This window comes from Corynebacterium minutissimum, from assembly GCF_000805675.1.
GTDB classification, from domain to species: domain Bacteria; phylum Actinomycetota; class Actinomycetes; order Mycobacteriales; family Mycobacteriaceae; genus Corynebacterium; species Corynebacterium minutissimum.
On record NZ_JSEF01000009.1, the window covers coordinates 1 to 17,569 of the forward strand.

Sequence of the window (17,569 nt, forward strand, 5' to 3'; positions counted from 1 at the left end):
CCAAAAAGCCACTAGACATCCCGTCCAAAAACATCCTGGACTCCGTGTCCAAAAAGTCGCTAGACATCACACGAGCAGAACAAACTATCCACTAGACTGGGCCATTGTTTAAGACGACGGTAAAGGGAGATGTATCACCTAGTGAGTACTAAGCGCCTGCTAGCTATCCACGCGCACCCAGACGATGAATCCTCGAAAGGTGCCGCCACCACCGCCAAATACGCCGCCGAAGGCGCAGAGGTCCTCGTAGTGACCTGTACTGGCGGTGAGCGAGGGGACATCATTAACCCTGCCATGGATCGCCCCGGGGTACTGGAAAACATGGGCAGCATCCGTCGTGAGGAGATGGCCGAGGCTGCCGCAGCATTGGGCGTCCAGCACACGTGGCTGGGCCACATTGACTCCGGTTTGCCGGGTAATCCGCTAGCGCCCAATATTAAGGACCTGCTCCCTGAAGGTTGCTTCGCCCTCATGGACGACGATGATGTGGCGCAAGAACTGGTGAAAATCATTCGCGAGTTCAAACCACAGGTCATCATCACCTATGACGAAAATGGCGGCTACCCCCACCCGGACCACCTCATGGTGTACCGCTCCTCCATGATTGCGTGGGACAAGGCCGGGGATGAGACCTATCACCCCGAGCTTGGTCAGGCGTGGGAGCCTCAGAAGCTGTACTACAGTCACGGGTTCGTGTACCAGCGTATGAAGATCTTCCACGATTTGCTTCTGGAAGAAGGCAAGGTGAGCCCCTACGAGCCGATGCTGGCGCGCTGGGACACCACGTTTGGTGACATTATGGCGCGCGTGACTACCCAGGTGGAGTGTGCGGACTATTTCCAGAACCGTGAGGATGCCCTTCGCGCGCATGCCACCCAAATTGACCCTGCTGGAGCATTCTTGGCGACGCCCGTGGAGGTCCAACAACAGCATTGGCCTACGGAAGAATTCGAGTTGGCTAAGACGCGTGTATCCACGGAGCTGCCCGAAAATGATTTATTTGCAGGAATCCCAGAAGTAGGGGAGTCTTAGAAGCATGAACGCTTTGTACTTCGCGGCACACGACGTCGCCCTTCTGGCCCAGGGGGCGCAGAGCGGGCCGGTGGGACCGGAGTTTGGTAAGGCCTCTCCCATCGGCCTGTTGATCCTTGCGCTGATGGGCGTCGCAGTGCTGTTTGCCGGTTGGAACTTCCACCGCCGGTATTCCCGTTTCCGCCGCCGCACCATGTTTGCGGAGGACCATGGCATCGATCCTTTCGATGATGAGGCTGTCGATGCCGCTATGAAGGAAGCGGGCATCCTCGATACCAGTAAGAAGTCCATCTTCTAACGCGGAGGCGAGACCGTGAAATTCCTCAGCCAAGCGCTTTACCCCCTGTATGAAGCGCGTCTGACGCGTGAGATTAAGGGCAAGCCACAGCCGCGTCACGTGGCCATTATGGCGGACGGGAACCGCCGGTGGGCGCGGGAGGCCGGTTTCACGGACATTAGCCACGGCCACCGCCAAGGCGCGCGGAAGATCAGTGAAATGATCTCGTGGTGCGATGGCACCGACATTGAAGTCGTGACCATTTACCTGTTATCCACGGAGAACCTTAAGCGCAGCCAGCAGGAAGTACAGCTGCTGTTCGACATCATTTCTGATGTGGTGACGCACCTGTCACAGGGTGACCTGGATTGTCAGATTCGCCTGGTAGGGCATCTGGATTTGCTCCCGGATAAGGTCACCGAGAAGATGCGCTGTGCCGCTGAGGCTACGGAAGACCACAATGGTGTCATTGTCAATATTGCGGTGGGTTACGGTGGACGTCAGGAGATTGTCGACGCTGTCCAGAGCCTCATCCGCAGCGAAGCCCAGAAGGGGTTGAGCGCTGAGGAAATTGCGGACAATGTGACCGCAGAGGCCATCACCAGCAACTTGTATACCAAGGGTCTTCCGGACCCAGACCTGGTTATTCGCACGTCGGGCGAGCAGCGCCTGTCTGGCTTCTTGCTGTGGCAGGCTGCCTACTCTGAGATCTGGTTTACGGATACTTACTGGCCGGCCTTCAGGCGCGTGGATTTCCTGCGCGCACTGCGCGATTATTCACAGCGCTCGCGCCGTTTTGGGCGCTAGCCGCCGAATCTAGAGTTTGCGCATCCGTACCTGGTCCACCAAATGATGGGAACCTTTTCGTAGGACGAGGGAGGCGCGCACGCGCGTCGGCAGGATGTTCTCCATGAGGTTGGGCAGGTTGATGGACTGCCAAATCTCACGGGCTTGCTCGAAGGCTTCCTCATCGGTCATGTCGGCGAAGGACGCGAAGTGCGCACCCGGCTCGCGGAAAGCCGTGTGGCGAAGCTTGAGGAATCGTTCGATATACCAGCGCTCAATATCGTCTACGCGGGCGTCCACGTAGACGGAAAAGTCGAAGAGATCAGAAACCATGAGCGTTGGGCCGGTTTGGAGAACGTTGAGGCCCTCCAAGATGAGGATGTCCGGTTGGTGGACTTCTTGGTATTCGCCGGGAACGATGTCATAGGACACGTGTGAGTACAAAGGTGCCTTCACCAGTGGTATTCCGGACTTCACGTCGGTGACAAAGCGCATCAGTGCGCGGCGGTCATAGGACTCGGGATAGCCTTTGCGCTGCATGAGGCCGTGCTCTTTGAGGTAAGCGGTGGGGTAGAGGAAGCCATCGGTCGTGACAAGGTCGACCTTGGGGTGGGAATCCCAGCGCTGTAGCAGCACTTGGAGAAGACGTGCTGTGGTGGACTTTCCTACCGCTACCGAACCGGCAACCCCGATGACGAAAGGTACGTGGGTGGGCGGATTGCCCAAAAAGGCTTCGGTGGAGGCAGTGAGCTCCTGGCGAGCCTTGACCTGCATGTGGATGAGACGAGACAACGGCAGGTACACCTCGGCGACCTCCGTGAGATCGATGCGATCATTAAGGCCGCGGAGTTTCTGAACCTCAGTCTCTGTCAGCACCTGCGGCATGGATTTACGCAGGGCGCGCCATGTATCACGGTCAAAGTCGAGGTACGGGCTCCCGTCGGTCATTCGCGCCATGCCGACCATTGTTCCATTCGCCCGACCAGTGCGTGCAATCAGTGGGAAGGAAAAATCCCCCGCGCGGGGGAGGTCGGCGTTAGGATGTAGAACTAGCTTCGGCGACTTTCCACAGGACCATCTTTGAGAAGGGACTCTACGTTTCTATGACCACTTCGAATTCTGCTGACGTGCGCTACCAAGAGATGCGCGAGCTCGACCCAGAGGTCTTCGACGCCATCACTGGTGAGATTGCTCGCCAGCGCGACACCCTGGAGATGATCGCTTCCGAGAACTTTGTTCCGCGTGCGGTCCTGCAGGCCCAAGGCTCTGTTCTCACCAACAAGTACGCAGAGGGTTACCCAGGGCGTCGTTACTACGGTGGCTGTGAGCACGTGGACATCGTTGAGGATCTGGCTCGCGATCGTGCCAAGTCCCTCTTCGGTGCCGAGTTTGCCAACGTTCAGCCCCACTCCGGTGCCCAGGCTAATGCCGCGGTTCTGGGTTCCCTGATTAACCCGGGTGACAAGATTATGGGTCTGTCCCTCGCCCATGGTGGCCACCTTACCCACGGCATGAAGCTCAACTTCTCCGGCAAGCTGTACGAAGTCGCTGCCTATGAGGTGGACCCCGAGACCATGCGCTTGGACATGGACAAGGTCCGTGAGCAGGCACTGGCCGAAAAGCCGCAGGTCATCATCGCTGGTTGGTCTGCTTACCCGCGCACCATTGACTTCGAGGCTTTCCGCTCCATCGCTGATGAGGTTGGCGCCTACCTGTGGACGGATATGGCCCACTTCGCTGGTCTCGTAGCCGCTGGCCTGCACCCCTCCCCGGTCCCGCACTCTGACGTTGTGTCCTCCACCGTGCACAAGACCCTCGGCGGCCCGCGCTCCGGCCTCATCCTGGCCAAGCAGGACTTTGCTAAGAAGATCAACTCCAACGTCTTCCCAGGCCAGCAGGGTGGTCCGCTCATGCACGTGATTGCGGCGAAGGCCATCGCGCTGAAGATCGCTGCTACTGAGGAGTTCAAGGAGCGTCAGCAGCGCACCATCGAAGGCGCACAGATTCTGGCAGAGCGCCTCACCGCTGAGGATTGCACCAAGGCCGGCGTGGACGTGCTTACTGGTGGCACCGACGTGCACTTGGTCCTTGCGGACCTGCGCAACTCTGAACTCGACGGCCAGCAGGCCGAGGATCTCCTCCACGAGGTAGGTATCACCGTCAACCGCAACGCTGTGCCGAATGATCCGCGCCCGCCGATGGTCACCTCTGGCCTGCGAATCGGTACTCCGGCCCTGGCTACCCGTGGCCTGGATACCGCGGCCTTCACCGAGGTTGCCGATGTTATCGGTACGGCACTGGCTAACGGTAAGAACGCGGACGTCGCCTCTCTGCGCGCCCGCGTTGAAAAGGTCGCCGCGGACTTCCCGCTGTATGACGGCCTTGAGGAATGGAAGCTGGTTTAAGCCTCGCTACTCTTTTCCGAGCGCTCCTCAGCGTGTGCCTTACGAGCGGCTTCCAGCCATTCGGGCATTGCGCTGAGGAGTTCTTTGATCTCTGCGGTGGTGAGCGGGCGATCCATGTCGTTCTTCTTCAGCGCGGTTACGGAGATGCCCAGCTTTTGCGCCACGACTGGGCGCGGATGGGGGCCTTGGCGGCGTAGTGTAGCGAGCCACTCGGGTGGGTTCTCTTGAAGCTCACGCAGCTCCGCGTGTGTTACAGCATTAGCCTGAAAGTCTTCCGGGGCGGCGGGCAGGTAAATGCCCAGCTTCTTGGCCGCAGTCTGCGCGCGCATGGCAGTGCCGGAAGGCTCGGTCGCATTGGTACGTGGGGTATCAGTCACGCTCACCACGGTAGCAGCACCGTAGGATGAGATGCATGCTCCGCCTTGTCTTTTCCACTGGTACCGAACCCGGCAAATGGTTTCGCCGCTACCGTGATATGCATTCTGCAGAGTCCCTTGTCACGCTCGACTCAGATGATGCGACGTCCACACTCCTAGCTGGTGAAGCAGACCTGGCACTGACGCGCCTGCCTGATCCGCGCATCGATGACAGCTTCCACGTTGTTCGCCTCTATGAGGAAGCGCCGGGCATCGCGGTGCCCAAGGACTCCGTCTACGCCGAGGTGGGGGAGGATCTCACCCCTGAAGACGTAGCTGAAGAGATTGTGAATTACAGGATAGGGGCCGACGCGCTTGTCGACGTCCCCTCGGTCCGCACCGCACTCCAGGTCGTCGCCGCCAATGTGGGAATCGTGGTGGCGCCACGTCCGCTACTTAAAGTGCTGAGCAAGAAACAAGTAGTTGCGCTCGGCTTTAATGACCCCTCCGTTCCCCTGACGGAAATCGGCCTCGTCTGGCGCAAAGCTGACGACAGCGATGAGATTCAAGACTTCGTGGGCGTGGCAAAGGGAAGGACGAGGAATACCTCTCGCAACAACGTTCAGAAGCGCAGTGCACGGGACAAAGCGAAGGCCAAGCAAGCACGCAGGAAGCCCCAAGGAACGTCGAAAACAAAACCGTTACCGAAAAGATATAGGGGGTCTCAGCAGCGGAAACGGCGTTAATCCTTCTATTTTGTTGTCAAATCACAGGATAAGTGGTGGCTAAAAAATTTTTCGAACCTACGGTGGAGTCCGTTCTCAACAAACGTTCATGAGAAAGGAATAAACAATGAAGAAGATGACCCGTCGTTTCGCTGCTGGTATCGCTGCTGCCACCCTGTCCCTGGGTGTTGTAGCTTGCTCCGACGCTGAGGATGCTGCAAAGGAGGCTGGCGATGCTGCCCAGTCCGCAGCTTCTGACGCCACCGACACTGCCGGCTCCGCCGCCAATGACGCTAAGGATTCCGTAAAGGGCTCCAAGGATAAGGACGCTGACGCTTCTGACTCCGCTGACTCGTCCGATTCCGCAGATTCTTCCGATTCCGCTGACGCTTCTGCTTCTGCTGATTCCTCCGAGTCTTCTGACTCCGAGGGTGGCAAGGAGTCCATCGAGACCGCTAACGGTGAGGTTGAGGTTCCGGCCGACTTCGCCAAGGCTATTAAGGACAAGGCTGCTGAGTGGGGCGATCCGCAGTCCGTCGAGACCTCTGACAACGGCAGCATCGCTACCTTCGCCAAGGACAAGCTGCTCGCCTTCAGCGAGGATGCTGGCTCCCAGCCGGTTATCGGCAAGATCGCTGAGACCTGGACTGAAGAGGGCGGCCTGGACAGCGAGATCGGCCTGCCGACCGCACCGGAGAAGGCCGAGGGTAACGGCTGGATTCAGGAGTTCACCAACGGCACCATTTCCTGGATGAAGGGTGCTTCCGGCGAGTACGAGGCCACCATCGACTAAGAACCTCGTAGCTAAGGCTTCGCCTTAGTGCTTTCCCCGGCGCTCATGCCACACCACGTTGACTCGTGGGAATGGTGTGACGCCGGGGATTGTCGTTTTAATACTGTTCATCTTGCACCCATGTAATTTCAACCTTCGGCCTCTAGCTTGGGCAGTGTCCGGAGGTTTCCATAGGACTTTCGGATAGTTCACATCACACCCGCTTCACCACGCCGTCCCAGGTCGATGAGTTGGGTCGGCACCACAAGGGAGAACCCTGACGCCATGACCAATCCTTCCGTCCTCACTGAGCAGTCGAATGAGGCCACCGTGGCCACTAAGACGTACGTCATTGATACCTCTGTCCTCCTCTCCGATCCTTGGGCGTTGCGCAAGTTCGCCGAGCACGATGTGGTTCTGCCCATCGTCGTTATTTCAGAGCTGGAAGGAAAACGTCATCACCCGGAGCTTGGCTGGTTCGCCCGCCAAGCTCTTCGCTTTTTGGAGGACCTTCGCGCCACGTACGATGCACTGGACCAGCCAGTTCCAGTAAGCGCAGAAGGTGGCACGCTGCGCGTGGAGCTTAACCACCAAGACCAGTCCCTACTTCCTGCTGCCTTCCGTGGCCCGGAGGGGGATCACCGCATCCTCGCCTGCGCGCTCAATCTGCAGCATGAGGGCAAGGATACTGTCCTCGTCACCAAGGATGTCCCGCTGCGCGTGAAGGCCGGTGCTGTGGGCCTGCAGGCAGATGAGTACCACGCCCAGGACGTCGTGCTGACCGGCTACACCGGCATGGCCACGGTCCATACCACAGCAGACATCATCGATGAGTTGTACAGCGAGGGCGAGGTGCTTATCGACGGATCAGTGACCGCCGCCGGTACCCGCGTCGAGGACCTGCCGGTGCACTGTGGTGTCACGCTGCAAGCAGGAGCACAGTCCGCGCTGGGACGCATGACTGCTGAAGGTGCCGTGCGCTTGGTTCGGGGCGATGCCAACGTATTCGGCCTGCAGGGCCGTTCCGCCGAGCAGCGAGTGGCACTGGATCTGCTGCTTGATCCCTCGGTGGGCATCATGTCCATCGGTGGCCGTGCTGGTACCGGTAAGTCGGCTCTAGCGTTGTGCGCAGGTCTTGAGGCAGTGCTCGAGCGCGGCGAGCACCGCCGCATCGTCGTCTTCCGTCCGATGTATGCAGTCGGTGGCCAGTCGCTGGGCTACCTGCCGGGCTCAGAGAGCGAGAAGATGAACCCGTGGGCGCAGGCGGTGTACGACACCCTCGAAGGCCTCGTCTCCGAAAACGTCATGGATGAGGTCCAGGACCGCGGCCTTCTTGAAGTGCTTCCACTGACCCACATCCGTGGCCGGAGCCTTCACGATTCTTTCGTCATCGTTGATGAGGCCCAGTCCCTTGAACGCAACGTCCTTCTCACGGTGCTTTCCCGACTCGGCCGCGGTTCGCGCGTTGTGTTGACGCATGACGTCGCACAGCGCGATAACCTGCGCGTGGGCCGCCATGATGGTGTTCAGGCAGTCATCGAGAAACTGAAGGGACACGAACTGTTTGCACACGTCACCCTGCAGCGTTCGGAGCGTTCCGCCATTGCGGAGCTCGTCACCGATCTGCTCGAAGGTGAGAACTAGCGCGTTCGCAGGTGGCGATCAACGCTGCGTGTAGCTTGGCAGAATTGTAGTTCGCCCAGTAATAATGGTGCCCATGAGCGAAAACGCGAAAGACAAAAAGAAGGATTTCCGCATCCGCCCGTTCACTGCAGCGGACTACCCACAGATGCGTGAAATCTACGAGCAAGGCCTCAACACGGGCCATGCCACCTATGAGACCCGCTCGTTGACCTTCGAGGAGTTTAAGAACGTCAAGATTATGTCCTCGGTCTTCGTCGCCGTTGAGGCAGAAGATGACTCGAAGGTGCTCGGCTGGGTCTGCGCCGCCCAAGCGTCTACCCGCACCGTGTTCCACGGTGTGGTGGAGGACTCCATCTACTTGAGCAAGGAAGCCCAAGGCCGAGGCATTGGCGGCGCCTTGTTGGACCAACTCATCGAGGTGTGCCGTGACCTCCACAAGTGGGCTATCCACTCGTGGATCTTCCCGGAAAACGAAGGTTCCGCCGGTCTCCACAAGTCTCGCGGCTTCGTAAAGGTGGGTACCTACTCCCACATGGCAAAGATGACCTACGGTGACCTCGCGGGCCAGTGGCGTGACACCGATGTCTACGAGTTGCTCCTGCCGAAGCCGGAGGAGAAGAAAGCAGAAATCGCGGACAAGCGGAAATAGGTGCCACTAAGCTAGAGGATGTATCTATTCCTCTAGTTTCTGTGGGTGAACCATGTCTCTCCGCACGTCCGTGCTTTCCCTTACCACCGCCGCAGTCGTCGCAACCGGTGCTTTTTCAGCACCTGTCGCAATGGCTGCGGATTTTCCATCTGCAGGCTCGGTTCCTGTAGCTCAGCTCGACGTTAACCATCCTGATGGTGCACTTGCGTACGTGTTCGCTGAGCCAGTCATGCAGTCTGAAATTGACTTGGTGACCCGTCAGGTTCGAGAGCTTCGCGCCAAGGCGTGGGATGCCAATCTGCCCTTCGATGGTGGCTCTCTTCAGCAAGTTGCGCGAGCTAAGGGATATGATTCCCGTGAGGCTTATGCGAATAGCATCTCATGGGATCGGGGACTCGAACATGCCGCTTTGCAGCGTGCGGCGGAGTCAAACTTCTTGTTCGATCACGTTCGCGCTGTTGGTTCAAAAACTCCTGACCCTCTTGACAACTATAAAACGATGGAAATTCTATCCACCGCTGATATGGAACATGCAGTTCAATCGTGGTCGACGGATCGCATCAAGGGGCCGAGCGAATGGGAAAAACTCATTAGTGAGAACGGCATGTGGGCTCATGGCAATGGTCACCTGTACACAATTCTAAATCCCAAATACGTCAAGTTTGCCCAGGCTGAGGTAGGGGAAGTCACGACGGGCCTGTATTCAGCTGAAGACAAACCTTTTGAGCCAAAGCGTCTAGACTCCGACCGCCACGCGTTCCCCATCGCCGTGCCTGAGAGCGCAGTGCGAAACTCGGAGCTGGTTGCTTCGGGAGGTACGAGTGTCGGCAGTACCGGAAGCTTGGGGCTGAGTACTGAGGGATTCTGGGGAGCCAAGCTGGGAGTACCGGTGGCGTCGCCAAGCTCAAGCGATCCTGAGGTCCTTGAAGTTAACGAGGACGGTACCTACGAGACCAAGTCTGAGGGCACTGCAACAGTCACGTTCAGTACCTATGAGCTGCGCAATGGCCAGCCGCAGGTATCGGATAACCACGTGACCAAGACCGTAAAGGTGACGAAGAAGTCCCTCGGTGGAGACTTGAGTTCTGGTGGCATGAACGCCGGGACAATCGTGGCGATTATCTCCGGCGTGCTGGCGCTCATTGGAGTGGCTGCACAGGTGGCGCGTCAGTTGGGGATCCTGCGTTAGATCCCCTCGGGTGATTAGGAGATGGTCTCCTTGAGGTGCTCCTCGCGCACCGGCAGGATGAGCAGAAGCGCGATGATGGCCATCGGCACCATGAGGAGAATCACCGGAGTAAGGCCGTCGTTGTAGGCGTTGAGAATGACGTCCTTAATTGGCTCCGGCATCTGGGCAACGAGGGACGGGGTGAGGTTGGAGGAACCGCCTTCGGCGCCCGCGAACTTCTCAGCGAAGGGCTTGCCGGCTGCACCCATAGACTTGATGGCGGCAGGCATGTTAGCGGCCAACTCATCCTTCATGTTGTGGATGAAGAGGGAACCCACCAGCGAAGCACCGATGGCAGAACCAATCTGGCGGAAGAAGTTATTTGCCGCAGTCGCGGTTCCGACGAGGGCGATGGGGAAGGAGTTCTGGACAATGAGGACCAGAACCTGCATGACAAATCCCAAGCCGATACCGAAGACAAGGAACTCCGCACCAAGCTGAACCAGAGAGGTGTCTGCAGTCAGCTGCGACATCCAGAACAACGCACCGGCGGTGATAGCCAGGCCGATGATGGGGTAGCGCTTGTAGTGACCGGTTCGGGCGATGATGAAGCCAACGCCCGTGGAGGTGCCGATCATGCCGACCATCATCGGGATCATCATGAGACCCGCCTTAGTCGGAGTCAGGGTGTGCACCATTTGCAGGTAGGTCGGCATGTAGCCCAGCACACCGAACATAGCCAAGCCCAAGACCATGCCAGCAGCGGTGGTGAGAACCATGTTGCGGTTCTTGAACAGCTGGACCGGGATGAGCGGCTCCTTGGCCTTAGACTCCACAACGACGGTGATGATAGCGCCGATGACCACGGTAATACCAAGACCGATGATGATCGGATCGGACCACTCGTACTGAGTTCCGCCCCACGTCGTCATGAGGATGAGGGATGCGGTGGTGATCGCAATGAAGATTGCGCCGAGGAGATCAAACTTACGCAGGTCGGTATCGCCAACGCGCAAGTGGAGAACCAAGGTACAGACCGTGATGGCGAGCAAACCCAGCGGGATGTTCATCCACATGCCCCATCGCCAGCCAGGGCCATCGGTGAACCAGCCGCCCAGGACCGGGCCAAGGACGGATGATAGGCCGAAGACGCCACCCATGATGCCCATGAACTTGCCGCGCTCACGGGAAGTGGTGACCTCCGCAATGATGGATTGGGAGGAGATCATCATGAAACCAGCACCGAAACCCTGTACCGCACGTCCCATAATGAGCAGATTCATGGTGTCGGCGAAGCCCCCAAGTGCGGAACCGATAACAAAGACAGCAATGCCACCAATGTAGAGCCACTTGCGGCCTATCATGTCACCGAGCTTGCCGGAAATCGGCATGGCAATCGTCATCATGACCAAGAAAGCGGAGATGACCCAGCTCATGTGGTCGACGCCGCCGAGCTCACCCACGATGGTGGGAAGGGCAGTGGCGAAAATCATCTGGCCCAGGGAGCTCATCAGCATGGTGAGCACGAGGGCAGAGAAAACGAGGGCAAGGTTGTTCTCGGGCTTGCTGTTGTCGGCCTGAGAGGCCGGCTTAGCCGCGGTATCTACCATGTCAGTCCTTTCGAAAAATCGTTAATGAGTGTGAGCGCAGATTCAAAGCGTTGCTCAAAGGGGATGTCGCAGCTGAAATCCGGCGATGCTGTGGCTAACCAGAAGGCTTCCCTAATCGCGGAGGAGATGAGAATGGCCTCCGTCTCAGCCGTGACTGGGGGCATGAGTTGCAAATCAGGATCCTGATGTAGCCGTTCTGTGATGAGCCCTAGGATCTCGTTGGACTTGGCTCGCTTTCGGCTTAGCGACGCCGCCGCGGCGTCAGCGTCACCGGAAATCCGGCGGCGACGTTCCGTAATCACGTTATCGACGTGTTGGCCAACGAGGTGGTCCTTGACAAGGTCAACTACCAGCCTGAAGACGCTATCCGTGGGGGTATTGAGGAATGTGCTCTTCTGTTCTTCCGTAAATTCGTGGCTCGGGGCCCCGAGTACGGCGGAATCCTTGGAATCGAAATAGTTGAAAAAGGTGCGCCGAGAAATCCCCGCTGCGCCACAGATCTCCTCGACAGTAACGTCGGCGAATCCACGCTCGTCCACTAAGCGGGTAGCGGCGTCTTCGATTCGCAGGCGCGTCTTGAGACGCTTCTGTTCGCGTAATGACATTTCTTCTTGCACAGAGTGCAACACTACACCCAGTGCAAGTTTGCACCAAGTGCAAACCCAGTGATTTTCGAAAAGATGTAGTTAATATATGGCATAGGTCACCAAGGTGGTGTGCGGTTGGTGAAAACGACGAAGCCGCCCTCCTTCAGGAGGGCGGCAGGGAGTCGTGAGCGGTGCGGGACTTTTAGAAGTCGTCGCGGTCGCGGTTGGTCATGGTAAGAACGTTGAGGCGCTCGTCGAGCTCTTCCTCGGTGAGGTTCTCACCGTCAACGAAGCCAAGGTCGATGACTGCCTCGCGAACAGTGATCTTCTCGTGCAGTGCGTGCTTAGCGGCCTTGGCGGCGTTCTCGTAGCCAATCTTGGAGTTCAGCGGGGTCACGATGGAAGTGGAGGACTCCGCGAACTTCTTCATACGCTCCTCGTTGGCCTCAATGCCGTCGATGCACTTCTCAGCGAAGACGCGGGAGACGTTTGCCAGCAGGCGAGAGGACTCGAGGACGTTGCGGGCCATCATTGGGATGTAGACGTTGAGCTCGAACTGGCCGTTGGAGCCACCGAAAGCAACAGCTGCGTCATTACCGATTACCTGGCTGACCACCATGGTGGCAGCCTCACACAGAACCGGGTTGACCTTGCCCGGCATGATGGAGGAGCCCGGCTGCAAATCCTTGAGGTGGATCTCTGCCAGACCGGTCAGCGGGCCGGAGCCCATGAGGCGGATATCGTTGGCAATCTTGTTGAGGGAGATAGCCACGGTGCGCATTGCGCCGGAGAACTCAACGAGGGCATCGCGCGCGGCCTGTGCCTCGAAGTGGTTCTTGGCCTCAGACAGCTCCTTCACACCGGTGAGCTTCACGAGCTCCTCGGTGACCTTGGCGCCGAAGTCAGCGGACGTGTTCAGGCCAGTACCGGTGGCGGTGCCGCCGATAGCCAGCTCACCCAAGCGCGGCAGGGTCGCTTCGATGCGCTCGATGCCGAGCTCGATCTGGCGTGCGTAACCGCCGAACTCCTGGCCCAAGGTAACCGGGGTAGCGTCCATGAGGTGAGTACGGCCGGACTTCACCACGTCGGCGAACTCCTTAGCCTTTGCCACGAGGGACTCGTGGAGGACCTTAAGACCCGGGATGAGGTCATTGACAGCAGCTTCGGTCGCTGCCACGTGGGTAGCAGTGGGGAAGGTGTCATTGGAAGACTGGCCCATGTTCACGTGGTCATTCGGGTGAATCTCTACGCCATTGTTGTGAGCAATGGAGGCGATGACCTCGTTGGTGTTCATGTTGGAGGAGGTACCGGAACCGGTCTGGAAGACATCGATGGGGAAAGCGTCATCGTGCTTGCCCTCAGCAATCTCGGTCGCAGCAGCGATGATGGCATCGGCCTTCTCCGCATCCAGCTTGCCGGAGTCCTTGTTCACCTGAGCACATGCGGCCTTGAGGAGGCCAAGCGCGCGAATCTGAGCAGACTCCAGGCCGCGGCCGGAGATCGGGAAATTCTCCACTGCGCGCTGAGTCTGGGCGCGCCACAGAGCGTCAACCGGAACCTTGACCTCGCCCATGGTGTCGTGCTCAATGCGGTATTCAGTCATGAAGTCACCTTTTCTTGTGAAGTGAAATGAGTTGGGGGATTAAGTGTGTGCCGTGGCACGGCATTGACCGCCACCGTAGCACTCTTATGCGGCGTGTGGCCTAGCTTTCCTTATCGTGCGGATTGGTGTAGTCCACAACGGAGTATTCCTGCAGCTTGGCCAGCTTGTGGATGGAGTCCACGTAGCGGATGGTTCCGGACTTGGAGCGCATGACGAGGGAGCGGGTAGTCGCACCATTCTTGCGGTAGGACACTCCACGCAGCATGTCGCCATTGGTGACACCGGTGGCCGCAAAGTAGCAGTTCTCGGAGGAGACGAGGTCGTTGGTGGTAAGCACACGGTCGAGGTCGTGGCCAGCCTGGCGGGCCTTTTCTGCTTCCTCTTCGTCCTTCGGCCACAGCTTGCCCTGGATTTCGCCGCCCATGCACTTCATGGCGCAGGCGGTGATGATGCCCTCCGGGGTTCCGCCAATGCCCATCATGAGGTCAATAGAGTTACTGTCCTGGCAGGTAGCGATGGCGCCAGCCACGTCGCCGTCCATGATGAGACGGACCTTCGCGCCGGCTTCGCGGATTTCCTTGATGAGCTGCTCGTGGCGCGGGCGGTCGAGGACTACAACAGTTAGGTCAGCAGGTTTAATGCCCTTGGCCTTGGCCACAGACTTCACGTTCCAAGCAACGGACTCGTTGATGTCAATGGAGCCGACGGCATCTGGGCCCACGGCAATCTTCTGCATGTAGAAGACTGCGGACGGGTCATACATGGTGCCGCGCTCAGCGGCGGCGATGACAGAAATAGCGTTCGGGCGGCCCTCTGCCATGAGGCGGGTGCCGTCTACCGGGTCCACGGCAATATCCATTTCCGCGCCCTGGCCGGTGCCGACCTTTTCGCCGTTGAAGAGCATCGGGGCTTCGTCCTTTTCGCCCTCACCAATGACAACGATACCGTTCATCTCTACGGAGTTGATGAGCTTGCGCATGGCATCCACCGCAGCGCCGTCGCCTTCATTCTTCTGTCCACGGCCAACCCAGCGACCTGAAGCCAACGCAGCGGCCTCGGTGACGCGCACCAGCTCCATGGCTAGGTTACGGTCGGGGATATAAGACGTGTTATCGGACATGTGTGATTGGTCCCTTTCTTTTCAGGTGGCTCAGCCCGGGGTGGGGGAATTACCCGGTATACGTTTTCTATTCTTCCACTTTTATGGTGAATCCAAGCCCGAATGCCTCCCCCAGATGTGGGATTGGGGGTGATTGGGGTGGAAACCGCAGGTAGACAGCCGATGTCGCGTTCGTGGGAGGCGGCGTGCGATACTAGGCGGGTGGCTGCTGAAGAGAAACCAAGAATTTTCGAGGGTGCGCGTGACATCACCTTGAGCGTCGGTGTCATTCTCATCATGATGTTCGCCGCGGTGGGTGCCACGGGCCTGTGTTCGATTAACCCAGAAAAGTCGGGACCGGTACAGGACGTTGATGCCAATACCTTCCTGGAAATGGAAGCACGCGGAAGTGGAGCCGTTATCCGTGAACCGGCGATGCCGGAGGGATGGCAGCCTAATGCAGCACGCCGCAAGCAGATGGGCGCTGAGACAGGCTCCGTGGTGAGTTGGCTGACCCCGAGTGAAGGGTACGTGGAGTCGGCGCAGACACAGCTGGCGCTTGGCGACGTCCCCTCGGCCTACGACTCCCACTACCGTGCCCACTCCGAGCACCGAAAGGTAGCTGGCCACGACGTTGAAATCCTGAGCAGCGATGATAAGGACGTTCGCCCTCTATGGATCACTGATTTGGGAGATGCCCGCCTAGTACTGACGGGTTCTGCCTCGGATGCCGATTATGAAACGGCGTTGACTGCCTTTGCGAAGGCGGAGCCGCTCAAGATTGCCGAAGACGGCAGCGTTATCAGCGGAAACTAACGCGCTGCAGCGTACCGTTCCAGTCCACGTCGACACTTTCGCCGACGGCCTGGTTCAGGGATTCTTGGTCGAGACCACTCAGGCGCGTCTTGGCTAGGTAGACATCGACTTTTTCGTGCTGTGACTTGCCGGGGAAAAGTGTAATCTCAGCGAGCTTGTCCTGAGCAAAGCGCAGAACAATCGAGCCCGAAAAGTAGCTGATTTCCTCGCCATCAGCCGTATGCGGGGCGCCGAAAAACTCCTCGGCGAGGAGGCGGGGATCACCAAAAGCCAAGGAACCTGCGCCACCGGACTTAGAGACGAAATCGACACGATCACCCGGGTATCCGTAGATCTTCATCTAGGCCTCCTCTACTTCCACTTCCACTTCTGCTTCTTCTTGTTCGTCGTTCTTGCGCAAAGCTTCCTCCACGCGCTTGGAGGCACCATCCAGGTGTGCCTCGCAGGCTTTGGCTAAAGCTTCACCGCGCTCCCAGTACTTCAGGGACTCATCAAGGCCCATCTGGCCCAGCTCTAGAATCTTCACGGTTTCAATAAGCTCATCACGAGCCTGCTCGTAACTCAGTTCCGCAACTGGAGGGAATGCGTCCTGGCCAGGCTGCCCGGTGCCAATGGTGTCTGTCATGGTGGTTCCAATCTGTTTCTTCTTGCGTTGTGTGCTTATGTCGTTTGTGCTCAGTGTAGGGAGCTTAGTCTGCTGGTTGAGAAGCCATCGCCGCTGCGGTTATGGAGCCATCGCCCACACGGATGCGCAGTTGCGAGCCCGGTGGTGATTGCTCATAACTCGTGACCACTTCGGGCCCACTCCCGTCGCGCGGGACGACCTGCACGATGGCATAGCCGCGCTCTAGTGTGGCCGAGGGGCCCAAAGCAGAGACTCGAGCCCGCAGCGAAGCGACCTGGTTGCTTTCCCGATCTAGGTGATGCGTAATGACGCGGCGGATGAGCGACACATGGCGCTCCAGCTCCTCGCGGTGGGCGTTAATAGGCACCATAGGGTCCGCCAGAACCGGACGCGAGCGGATGTTTTCCAGCCCTCGGCGCTCGCGCTCGACCCATCCGCGGAGTGCGGCCGCCATGCGGGAGCGGGCTTCATCAATGAGCGCGTATTCTTCGGCTGCGGAAGGGACAACGCGCTTAGCTGCATCAGTCGGGGTAGCAGCGCGGAGATCGGCAACATCATCAAGCACTGGGTGGTCTGGCTCGTGACCGATAGCTGACACCACGGGAGTGCGGGCCTCCGCGACTGCACGCTGGAGGGCTTCTTCAGAAAAGGGGAGGAGGTCTTCGACCGAGCCGCCGCCGCGGGCAATGATGATGACATCGACCTCCGGGTTGGCGTCGAGAGTCCGCAGCGCATCCACGACCTGCGTCACGGCCGTAGCGCCTTGCACCGCAGTGTTGATGACTTCGAACTGTACGGCCGGCCAGCGGTCCTGCGCCACGGAGAGAACATCGCGCTCGGCATGCGAACCACGCCCGGTAATAAGGCCGATCTTTTTCGGTAAGTAGGGCAGAGGTAGCTTGCGGGCAGGATCGCACAAACCCTCCTGGCGCAAGCGTTGGCGCAGCATCTCCACGCGAGCCAGGAGATCACCGATGCCCACGTGGCGAATCTCGGTGACCCACAGTGAGAAGCTGCCGCGGCCGGCATAAAAGGCCGGTTTGCCGTAGACCACAACGCGGTCACCATCTTTGAGCGGTGACGGGGAGTTGCGGATAAGCGAGGTATTGCACGTGAGCTGTACGGACTTCTCCTGCTCCACATCGCGCAGCGTGATGTAGGACAGCTTCCATGTCGGTTTCATGTTGAGCTGGGTAATCTGCCCCTCGACCCAGAGAAAACCGAGACGCTCAATCCAGCCTTTGACCTGGTCATTGACCTTGCCAACGGGCCACGGTGCCTCCGCGGAATTAGCCGGTTGGTTCACGCGTAGTCCTTCCTTCGTGCTGTGTTCTGCGTACAGTCTAGGAGGTGCCTCGGACATTCACCGCTAGCGGGCAGGGATGCTAGGGAGGTAACTACAGTATGCGGCGGTT

General features: G+C 58.7%; 19 protein-coding genes. 10 read left to right on the forward strand and 9 right to left on the reverse strand.

Annotation, left to right across the window (positions count from 1 at the left end; translation table 11 throughout):
* Positions 1–141: 141 nt before the first annotated feature.
* Genes mca through NX84_RS05560 form a run of 3 tightly spaced genes read left to right on the forward strand, consistent with a single transcriptional unit; the run spans position 142 to position 2,116 of the window.
* Positions 142–1,032 (forward strand): mycothiol conjugate amidase Mca, encoded by an 891-nt coding sequence (gene mca / locus NX84_RS05550; protein ID WP_039674849.1) that lies wholly within the window; start codon positions 142–144, stop codon positions 1,030–1,032.
* A 4-nt stretch (positions 1,033–1,036) separates the two neighbouring features.
* Positions 1,037–1,330 carry a hypothetical protein gene (locus NX84_RS05555; RefSeq protein WP_039674700.1) on the forward strand — a complete coding sequence of 98 codons (294 nt, stop codon included), beginning with the start codon at positions 1,037–1,039 and terminating at the stop codon, positions 1,328–1,330.
* A 15-nt stretch (positions 1,331–1,345) separates the two neighbouring features.
* On the forward strand, positions 1,346–2,116 hold the full coding sequence (locus NX84_RS05560) for an isoprenyl transferase (protein ID WP_039674703.1): 771 nt from the start codon (positions 1,346–1,348) through the stop codon (positions 2,114–2,116).
* 9 nt (positions 2,117–2,125) lie between these two features.
* Here the strand turns inward: NX84_RS05560 and coaA are convergent, their stop codons facing one another.
* Positions 2,126–3,052, reverse strand: a complete 927-nt coding sequence (coaA, locus tag NX84_RS05565; protein WP_039674850.1) for a type I pantothenate kinase — start codon at positions 3,050–3,052, stop codon at positions 2,126–2,128.
* Positions 3,053–3,198: 146 nt separating this feature from the next.
* Between coaA and glyA the strand changes: the two genes are divergently transcribed.
* On the forward strand, positions 3,199–4,500 hold the full coding sequence (gene glyA, locus NX84_RS05570; RefSeq protein WP_039674705.1) for a serine hydroxymethyltransferase: 1,302 nt from the start codon (positions 3,199–3,201) through the stop codon (positions 4,498–4,500).
* On the opposite strand, the gene NX84_RS05575 is transcribed toward glyA, so the two are convergent.
* Positions 4,497–4,829: a DUF5997 family protein gene (locus NX84_RS05575; RefSeq protein WP_111689421.1), complete on the reverse strand. Its 333-nt coding sequence runs from the start codon at positions 4,827–4,829 to the stop codon at positions 4,497–4,499. The genes glyA and NX84_RS05575 overlap by 4 nt on opposite strands.
* Positions 4,830–4,912: 83 nt before the next feature.
* Between NX84_RS05575 and NX84_RS05580 the strand changes: the two genes are divergently transcribed.
* From NX84_RS05580 to NX84_RS05600, 5 genes are all read left to right on the forward strand, one after another.
* Complete coding sequence (locus NX84_RS05580; RefSeq protein WP_039674707.1) at positions 4,913–5,602, forward strand: LysR family transcriptional regulator substrate-binding protein; 690 nt, start codon at positions 4,913–4,915, stop codon at positions 5,600–5,602.
* A gap of 106 nt (positions 5,603–5,708) precedes the next feature.
* Positions 5,709–6,374: an LGFP repeat-containing protein gene (locus tag NX84_RS05585; RefSeq protein ID WP_039674709.1), complete on the forward strand. Its 666-nt coding sequence runs from the start codon at positions 5,709–5,711 to the stop codon at positions 6,372–6,374.
* Positions 6,375–6,638: 264 nt separating this feature from the next.
* The gene (phoH2, locus tag NX84_RS05590; protein ID WP_039674711.1) at positions 6,639–7,997 is read left to right on the forward strand and encodes an RNA 5'-3' helicase PhoH2; all 1,359 of its coding nucleotides are present in this window, start codon (positions 6,639–6,641) and stop codon (positions 7,995–7,997) included.
* Between the two features lie 73 nt (positions 7,998–8,070).
* A complete protein-coding gene (locus NX84_RS05595) occupies positions 8,071–8,646 on the forward strand; it encodes a GNAT family N-acetyltransferase (RefSeq protein ID WP_039674714.1) in 576 nt (191 codons plus the stop codon).
* 52 nt (positions 8,647–8,698) lie between these two features.
* Positions 8,699–9,835 carry a hypothetical protein gene (locus tag NX84_RS05600; RefSeq protein ID WP_039674716.1) on the forward strand — a complete coding sequence of 379 codons (1,137 nt, stop codon included), beginning with the start codon at positions 8,699–8,701 and terminating at the stop codon, positions 9,833–9,835.
* Positions 9,836–9,849: 14 nt separating this feature from the next.
* Here NX84_RS05600 and NX84_RS05605 read toward each other — a convergent pair whose 3' ends face one another.
* The 4 genes from NX84_RS05605 to glpX form a co-directional block, all read right to left on the reverse strand.
* Positions 9,850–11,424: an MDR family MFS transporter gene (locus tag NX84_RS05605; protein WP_039674718.1), complete on the reverse strand. Its 1,575-nt coding sequence runs from the start codon at positions 11,422–11,424 to the stop codon at positions 9,850–9,852.
* Positions 11,418–12,029: a TetR/AcrR family transcriptional regulator gene (locus NX84_RS05610; RefSeq protein WP_111689396.1), complete on the reverse strand. Its 612-nt coding sequence runs from the start codon at positions 12,027–12,029 to the stop codon at positions 11,418–11,420. Before NX84_RS05610 ends, NX84_RS05605 begins: the two co-directional genes overlap by 7 nt.
* Positions 12,030–12,213: 184 nt before the next feature.
* Positions 12,214–13,614: a class II fumarate hydratase gene (locus NX84_RS05615; RefSeq protein WP_039674721.1), complete on the reverse strand. Its 1,401-nt coding sequence runs from the start codon at positions 13,612–13,614 to the stop codon at positions 12,214–12,216.
* Positions 13,615–13,714: 100 nt separating this feature from the next.
* The gene (gene glpX, locus NX84_RS05620) at positions 13,715–14,734 is read right to left on the reverse strand and encodes a class II fructose-bisphosphatase (RefSeq protein WP_039674723.1); all 1,020 of its coding nucleotides are present in this window, start codon (positions 14,732–14,734) and stop codon (positions 13,715–13,717) included.
* 201 nt (positions 14,735–14,935) lie between these two features.
* Here glpX and NX84_RS05625 point away from each other — a divergent pair, with 201 nt between their 5' ends.
* Positions 14,936–15,529, forward strand: coding sequence for a DUF4245 domain-containing protein (locus NX84_RS05625; RefSeq protein WP_039674725.1), 594 nt, complete (start codon positions 14,936–14,938; stop codon positions 15,527–15,529).
* On the opposite strand, the gene NX84_RS05630 is transcribed toward NX84_RS05625, so the two are convergent.
* The 3 genes from NX84_RS05630 to xseA form a co-directional block, all read right to left on the reverse strand.
* Complete coding sequence (locus NX84_RS05630; protein WP_039674727.1) at positions 15,516–15,869, reverse strand: hypothetical protein; 354 nt, start codon at positions 15,867–15,869, stop codon at positions 15,516–15,518. The two genes, NX84_RS05625 and NX84_RS05630, sit on opposite strands and share 14 nt — an antisense overlap.
* On the reverse strand, positions 15,870–16,154 hold the full coding sequence (locus tag NX84_RS05635; RefSeq protein WP_039674729.1) for an exodeoxyribonuclease VII small subunit: 285 nt from the start codon (positions 16,152–16,154) through the stop codon (positions 15,870–15,872). It lies immediately after the preceding gene.
* A gap of 64 nt (positions 16,155–16,218) precedes the next feature.
* A complete protein-coding gene (gene xseA, locus NX84_RS05640) occupies positions 16,219–17,460 on the reverse strand; it encodes an exodeoxyribonuclease VII large subunit (protein ID WP_039674731.1) in 1,242 nt (413 codons plus the stop codon).
* Between the last annotated feature and the right edge of the window lie 109 nt (positions 17,461–17,569).

Coding starts and splice junctions, on each gene's coding strand:
- NX84_RS05615 (WP_039674721.1), bottom strand. CDS start 13,614: ATGACTGAATACCGCATTGAGCACGACACCATGGGCGAGGTCAAGGTT.
- NX84_RS05575 (WP_111689421.1), bottom strand. CDS start 4,829: ATGCGCGCGCAGACTGCGGCCAAGAAGCTGGGCATTTACCTGCCCGCC.
- NX84_RS05555 (WP_039674700.1), top strand. CDS start 1,037: ATGAACGCTTTGTACTTCGCGGCACACGACGTCGCCCTTCTGGCCCAG.
- glyA (WP_039674705.1), top strand. CDS start 3,199: ATGACCACTTCGAATTCTGCTGACGTGCGCTACCAAGAGATGCGCGAG.
- NX84_RS05580 (WP_039674707.1), top strand. CDS start 4,913: ATGCTCCGCCTTGTCTTTTCCACTGGTACCGAACCCGGCAAATGGTTT.
- NX84_RS05585 (WP_039674709.1), top strand. CDS start 5,709: ATGAAGAAGATGACCCGTCGTTTCGCTGCTGGTATCGCTGCTGCCACC.
- NX84_RS05610 (WP_111689396.1), bottom strand. CDS start 12,029: ATGTCATTACGCGAACAGAAGCGTCTCAAGACGCGCCTGCGAATCGAA.
- phoH2 (WP_039674711.1), top strand. CDS start 6,639: ATGACCAATCCTTCCGTCCTCACTGAGCAGTCGAATGAGGCCACCGTG.
- coaA (WP_039674850.1), bottom strand. CDS start 3,052: ATGGCGCGAATGACCGACGGGAGCCCGTACCTCGACTTTGACCGTGAT.
- NX84_RS05605 (WP_039674718.1), bottom strand. CDS start 11,424: ATGGTAGATACCGCGGCTAAGCCGGCCTCTCAGGCCGACAACAGCAAG.
- NX84_RS05630 (WP_039674727.1), bottom strand. CDS start 15,869: ATGAAGATCTACGGATACCCGGGTGATCGTGTCGATTTCGTCTCTAAG.
- NX84_RS05600 (WP_039674716.1), top strand. CDS start 8,699: ATGTCTCTCCGCACGTCCGTGCTTTCCCTTACCACCGCCGCAGTCGTC.
- NX84_RS05635 (WP_039674729.1), bottom strand. CDS start 16,154: ATGACAGACACCATTGGCACCGGGCAGCCTGGCCAGGACGCATTCCCT.
- glpX (WP_039674723.1), bottom strand. CDS start 14,734: ATGTCCGATAACACGTCTTATATCCCCGACCGTAACCTAGCCATGGAG.
- NX84_RS05595 (WP_039674714.1), top strand. CDS start 8,071: ATGAGCGAAAACGCGAAAGACAAAAAGAAGGATTTCCGCATCCGCCCG.